Annotated in this window: 7 protein-coding genes, 1 rRNA gene and 1 other RNA gene; all 9 read left to right on the top strand. The window is 45.0% G+C overall.

Features of this window, described 5'->3' with window-relative positions:
- Window positions 1–5: 5 nt before the first annotated feature.
- Window positions 6–1,280, top strand: coding sequence for a radical SAM family protein (locus MH215_RS28525; RefSeq protein WP_128099820.1), 1,275 nt, complete (start codon window positions 6–8; stop codon window positions 1,278–1,280).
- A 103-nt stretch (window positions 1,281–1,383) separates the two neighbouring features.
- Window positions 1,384–1,581, top strand: coding sequence for a 50S ribosomal protein L31 (gene rpmE, locus MH215_RS28530; protein WP_056698168.1), 198 nt, complete (start codon window positions 1,384–1,386; stop codon window positions 1,579–1,581).
- 263 nt (window positions 1,582–1,844) lie between these two features.
- Window positions 1,845–2,112, top strand: an RNA gene (gene ffs, locus MH215_RS28535) — signal recognition particle sRNA large type.
- 175 nt (window positions 2,113–2,287) lie between these two features.
- Complete coding sequence (gene dnaX, locus MH215_RS28540) at window positions 2,288–4,045, top strand: DNA polymerase III subunit gamma/tau (protein ID WP_239294239.1); 1,758 nt, start codon at window positions 2,288–2,290, stop codon at window positions 4,043–4,045.
- Window positions 4,046–4,094: 49 nt separating this feature from the next.
- Window positions 4,095–4,406, top strand: a complete 312-nt coding sequence (locus MH215_RS28545; protein WP_024628773.1) for a YbaB/EbfC family nucleoid-associated protein — start codon at window positions 4,095–4,097, stop codon at window positions 4,404–4,406.
- A gap of 34 nt (window positions 4,407–4,440) precedes the next feature.
- Entirely contained in the window at window positions 4,441–5,040 is a 600-nt protein-coding gene (recR, locus tag MH215_RS28550) for a recombination mediator RecR (RefSeq protein ID WP_145053433.1), read from the top strand.
- A gap of 270 nt (window positions 5,041–5,310) precedes the next feature.
- A complete protein-coding gene (locus MH215_RS28555; RefSeq protein ID WP_082560442.1) occupies window positions 5,311–5,589 on the top strand; it encodes a DUF2508 family protein in 279 nt (92 codons plus the stop codon).
- Window positions 5,590–5,622: 33 nt separating this feature from the next.
- Complete coding sequence (locus MH215_RS28560; protein ID WP_056698178.1) at window positions 5,623–5,892, top strand: pro-sigmaK processing inhibitor BofA family protein; 270 nt, start codon at window positions 5,623–5,625, stop codon at window positions 5,890–5,892.
- 316 nt (window positions 5,893–6,208) lie between these two features.
- Window positions 6,209–6,272: ribosomal RNA gene (locus tag MH215_RS28565) — 16S ribosomal RNA — on the top strand; the annotation flags it as partial.

Here is a 6,272-nt window from a genome sequence, read left to right on the forward strand (position 1 = left end):
ACATCATGTATTTAGTATACGCAGATGAAAAAGGTAATGTATTTGATCACCCGTCCTTGTATGGACTTGCACGAAGTGGTGATATGATTGTTGAAATTATGGAGGATGAGCTTATTCCTCTGCCAGATGGTGCGACATTGGTGGGATTGCCGAGCACTCGTCCAATTGGTATGGATCCCGATACGGGCGAGATGTTGCCAATGCCCAGTGATACACAAGCTGTAGGTGCGTTATTGCCGCAAGGTTTCACCCGGCTGTGCCTGCCAGGTTATGTGAAGACGGATAAAGAGTACAAGTTGCCTTTGTTCGGTTATTCGGCAGTTGTCTGGAAAGATGGCGGTTTCTATGTCACAGCTGCGAAGTCGGATAGTCCAGATAAGTGGAATCCGCTTAACTGTGACCGGGATGATGTGAAGTCAGGTGTGAATCATTTGACGAAAAAATATCCGGAAAATCGTCTTTATACTCATCTATCGAATTGTGCGTTGGGATATGAATGCTTAACTTCATCCAACACGTTCTTGAATCGTTGGGAAGGCGGCGTGCCTGTATCATACTCCTGTAATGCCGGTTGCTTCGGATGTATTTCTGAACAACCCGATGACAGTGGTTTTGTATCTCCGCAGACGCGTATGAACTTCCGCCCACGTGTGGATGAAATTGTTGAAGTTATGTTGGAGCATTTGAAAACGCCGGAATCCATTATCAGTTTTGGACAAGGCTGTGAGGGTGAACCCTCTACGCAGGCTAAACTGATTATTGAGGCTATTCGTGAAGTGCGTTCCATCACAGATATGGGATACATCAACATTAATACGAATGCTGGATTGAATGATCATATTAGAGGTATTGTAGATGCAGGGCTGGATCTTATGCGCGTAAGTACAATTAGTGCTTTGGATGATCATTATAATGCCTATTACAAACCTCGTGGTTATACCTTGGCTAATGTCGAGAAATCCATGAAGTATGCCGCAGAACAAGGTGTATACACCTCCATTAACTATTTGATCTTCCCGGGTGTAACAGATCGTGAGGAAGAGATTGAAGCGATGGTTGAGTTTGCGCGCAGAACCAAACTACGTCTCATTCAGATGCGTAATCTCAATATTGACCCTGAAAGTTATTTGGAGCTAATTCCTCCGGCTCAAGGTGACATACTGGGAATGAAGCAGATGATCGAAATCTTCCAAGAAGAGTTGCCTGACGTCGTGATTGGCTCGTTTACACATGTCCCACCAGCTGGAATGGCACGTCCTAAGCGCCTGATCACCTCTTGATAATTATGGATTGCAACTGGCAATATGCCATGTTATAATCTTCGGAGTTGTGCCATTTACTCTGGGTCCGCTTGAGGCTCAGGGCGGAAAGAGGTGAAAGGTAATGAAAGAAGCAATTCATCCTAAGTACACGATTGGTCAAGTATCCTGCGCATGCGGTAATACTTTTGAGACTGGTTCGGTTAAAGACGGACTTCGTGTAGAGATTTGCTCCGCGTGCCACCCGTTCTTCACTGGTAAACAGAAGTTTATCGATGCTGGCGGTCGTGTGGATCGTTTCAAGAAAAAATACGGAATCTAATTCAGCAATTCTTCGGGAATTGTCTGCTAATTGCATCCAAACCCACCCCTGTCATCTTGACAGGGGTTTTTATATGTTTGTTTGTGTATGGAAGGTGGAGAGTGCTCTACGATAAGATTCCTAGTTTCTGGACCTTTTTAAGACAAGTTTTCTGCATCGCAAGTAGGCCGAGCCGCATTCTAGATCGATTGGTAACAATTATTCAGCTCTCCCCATCTCCCTCTGGTTGCAATTTATACTACCTTACGTTATACTATTTCTTACCGTGCTAGATGGGGAGGTAGCGGTGCCCTGTAACTCGCAATCCGCTACAGCGAGGTTGAATTCCTGCTAGAGGTTTTGTCGATGTGAGGTTTGGTCCCTGAACGTGGTGTTGACGGTTGGGTCCTCCGCAATGAGTACTCATGAACCTGGTCAGGTCCGGAAGGAAGCAGCCATAAGTGAGATCACTCTTGTGCCGGAGGGTTGCCTAGCCTGAGCTATTGTTCAGGGGTGCCACTTGGATCGCAATTATCGATAGCAGGTGCACGGCTTACTATTAGAATTAGAGACCTTTGCAGTTGTATGTATGCAGAGGTCTTTTTGATATGTCTACAAAAAAACCACGCAGAAATGGGTCAGATAAAGTTTGGATTCACCCCGGAATATAGTATAATGGGGGAACGACAAAGGACTCGAATGCGAAGTGGAAGGAAGGTAACGCATCATGGAGCATATCGCGTTATACCGGGCTTGGCGTCCCCAGTCGTTCCAAGATATGGTGGGACAACAGCATATTATTCAAACCTTGCAGAACGCGATTCGTGAACAGCGGACTTCCCATGCCTATTTGTTTAGTGGCCCTAGAGGAACGGGAAAGACAAGTGCTGCCAAGATTTTGGCCAAAGCTGTGAACTGCGAACGTGGACCTGCGCCTGAGCCTTGTAACGAGTGCGAAGCATGCCGGAGGATTACAACTGGTGCGGTAATGGATGTGCAAGAGATTGATGCGGCATCCAACCGAGGTGTTGAAGAGATCCGTGATCTTCGGGAAAAGGTTAAATATGCGCCAACCGAGGTTCGGCAGAAAGTTTATATTATTGATGAAGTACACATGCTTACGACAGAGGCCTTCAATGCGCTGCTTAAAACGTTGGAAGAACCTCCTCCGCATGTTATGTTTATTTTAGCAACAACCGAACCCCATCGTCTACCGGCTACGATTATATCTCGCTGTCAGCGATTTGATTTTCGCCGAGTGTCGTTGGAGGAACAGACAGCACGCTTAGCTCTAATCTGTGAGCAAGAAGGTATGGAAGCTGACCTTGATGCACTTCAATATATTGCCCGTCTATCTGACGGGGGAATGCGGGACGCGCTTAGCGTATTAGATCAGATCTCGTCATTTACGGATGGGAAGGTAACCTATCAGCAGGTCATGGATATGACCGGTGGGATTCCATCTGAACAATTTGCGAAGCTTGCTGCCTCTCTATTGAAGGGTGACGTCGGTCATATCCTGCTGATGATTGAAGGATTTATGCATGAAGGCAAGAGCGCAGACAAATGCATGGAGAATTTGCTTTATTATTTCCGTGATTTGCTTATGATTAAGATGGTGCCGGATGCAGATAAGCTAACGGATCGTGTACTCAACCCGGAGTCATTCCGAGATATGGCTGAATCCTTCACTAAGGAACAGTTGTTCCAAATGATTGATACACTTAATCGGTACCAGAGTGAAATGAAGTATGCAGTCCAACCACAGACACTATTTGAAGTTGCGCTGCTCAAACTGTGCAGTATACCCGCGCAAGGCGCAATGGCTGATCAAGCAGTAGCTTCGTCAAGTACTGGATCTACCGCGCCATCGACCGATAGTGGAGAGATTGGGCGGTTGAAGCAACAACTTGCTGAGCTCGAGAAGAAACTAGATCGCGCACTTAAAAGTGGGTTATCTGGTGGGGAATCTGCCTCAAGCAGCCCTTCTCGTCCGGCGACACGGGCTCCTGTGTCTAGAGGGAACTCACCAGCGAAGTTGCCTGCGCATTTGGATCAGTATGTTGCGCGTAAAGGATCGCCTGATTTTATGGAGATCAGCAAAAAGTGGAGTCAGATTTTGCAACGCGTGAAAGAGGAGAAAGTCACAGTTCATGCTTGGTTTATGGACGGTGAACCAGTATCTCTTTTGGAAGACAACGTATTAGTAGCTTTCAAAAATAACATCCATCGCGAAACGACCGAGAAGCAGGCTAACCGTGAAGTGATTGAACGTGTGCTGTCTGAACAGCTTGGACGTTCAGCGCGTCTGGTGACGATGATGCTCAAGGATTGGACTGGTGCAATGGAAGGAGCTTCTGAAGCGCCAAAGGAGGACTTTAAGCTTGAACCAGAGCATGAAGATGGAGGTTCAAGCAGCAAGCAACCTTGGATAGATGAAGCCATTCAGCTATTTGGTGAGGATCTTGTTGTGATTAAGGAATAGATTTACTACACGCCTGGTGCGATAACTATACCTAAGGAGATGAAAAGTTATGAATAACATGAACCAAATGATGAAACAAGTGAAGAAAATGCAGGAGCAAATGTTGAAAGCACAAGAGGAACTTGCGGACAAAACGGTTCAAGGTACTTCAGGTGGTGGCGTTGTGACAGCAGAGGTTAACGGACATAAGAAATTGCTAGCTATTACGATCAAACCTGAAGCGGTAGATCCAGAAGATGTAGAAATGCTGCAGGATCTTGTAATGACTGCTGTAAATGATGCTATGACCAAAGCCGATGAGATTGCCAATCAAGATATGGGTAAATTCACAGGCGGCATGAAAATTCCGGGACTATTTTAATTTAAATTGATCCTCTAAAAGGAGACGCAATCGATTGTATTATCCCGAACCGATAGCCAAGCTAATTGATGCCTTTACTCGTTTGCCGGGTATTGGGCCTAAGACGGCGGCGAGATTAGCTTTTCATGTGCTTAACATGAAGGAAGATGATGTTATTGATTTTGCCAAAGCACTTGTCAGTGTGAAGCGTAACCTTCATTACTGTTCTGTGTGCTGTAATATCACAGATACAGATCCATGCCGGATCTGTCAGGATAAATCGAGGGATACTTCGGTAATCTGTGTTGTTCAGGATTCTAAAGACCTGGTAGCTATGGAACGTACGAAAGAATTCGATGGATATTATCATGTCTTGCAAGGTGCGATCTCTCCTATGGAGGGTATTGGGCCGGATGACATTCGTCTTAAGGAACTGCTGACTCGGTTGAGTGATGAACGAGTACAGGAGTTAATCCTGGCAACGAACCCGAACATTGAGGGAGAAGCTACAGCAATGTACATTTCCCGTTTGGTTCGTCCATTCGAAATCAAGGTAACTCGTATTGCTCATGGATTGCCTGTTGGTGGAGACTTGGAGTACGCAGATGAAGTAACATTATCCAAAGCGCTGGAAGGTCGTAGAGAGGTGCGTTAAATGCCTAGCTATGATCTGAAGGGCGGTATTCGATTTGTTATTTCGCTACGCCGATGTGTGTAGCAAGGTAAACGAGTTTAATCAGAGAGCCCTTCGGGGTTCTCTTTTTTTGTTTTATTGGATGTGTAGGTCGGTGGTCTTGAGGGGTGGATATAGTGATATTGTGAGTTGAAAGTCTGTGTACAGGAATATTCGTGGAATAAGTTCTAAGTTTGTCCTCTCCTTGATATGTATGAGATATGCTGTTTCAGATCTGGAGGGGGAGAGCTTATGTTGTTTTGGAAAAGTAGCAGGCGCTCATCTAATGATAAACATACCCGAGTATTGAAGGAACGAGAAGCGGAACAGATTTACACCGATATTCAAAAGGCTAAGTTGGAATGGGAGAGAGCTGTGAGGCAGTTCGAAGAGGCACAAGGGGAGGATGAGATTGATTATGCGATCTATGTGTTGGAAGCGGCTGAGCGAAAGTATCAAATTCATTTGAAGCGAGCTAAGCGGGCGGAGATGGATGGGGCGGTAATGATGGATCGAGGTCTTAGTGGATAGCTGAATAAGTTGAATGAAATGGAGGCGGGTATAATGAAGAGTTTAATACTAGGAAGTGTACTGGTTATATCGTTGCTTGCGCTGTTAGTCATCTTGTTTAAGAAGAGAATTGGACTCGCTTGGCTTACCTCATTCGGAATTCATCTTGTGCTAGCGGCTGTGGGAATTTATATCGTAAATTATTCAGGATGGATTACAGGGGCGTATATCCCTCTGAATCCTGCCACGATAGGTACGGTGAGTATTCTCGGGCTGCCTGGAGTAGGGTTATTATTAGGTTTGAAAATTTCTTTGTTTGGGTAGTTGACTCTTCGAACGTTTCTATGGTACATTATATCTCGTTGCTTTGCTTGCTTGGTTGAGACATTTTGAAGAGATTAATGAGTTCGAAAGAGCTCGAAAAAAGAATTTCAAAAAAATGCTTGACTGAAACATACGAAGCATGGTATATTATAAAAGTCGCCGCTGAGACAAAATGGTGACGAAAAACAAAGAAATTATCAAGTTTGATCTTTGAAAACTGAACAACGAGTGAGTAATCATCCTGCTTACAGGATGAACAAAATGAGATTTTTAATCTCGTCAGATTCAAAATGAGCTAATCGCTCTTTTCAATACTTTATTGGAGAGTTTGATCCTGGCTCAGGACGAACGCTGGCGGCATGCCTAATACATGCAAGTCG

This window comes from Paenibacillus sp. ACRSA, from assembly GCF_022346845.1.
Classification (GTDB): Bacteria; Bacillota; Bacilli; order Paenibacillales; family Paenibacillaceae; genus Paenibacillus.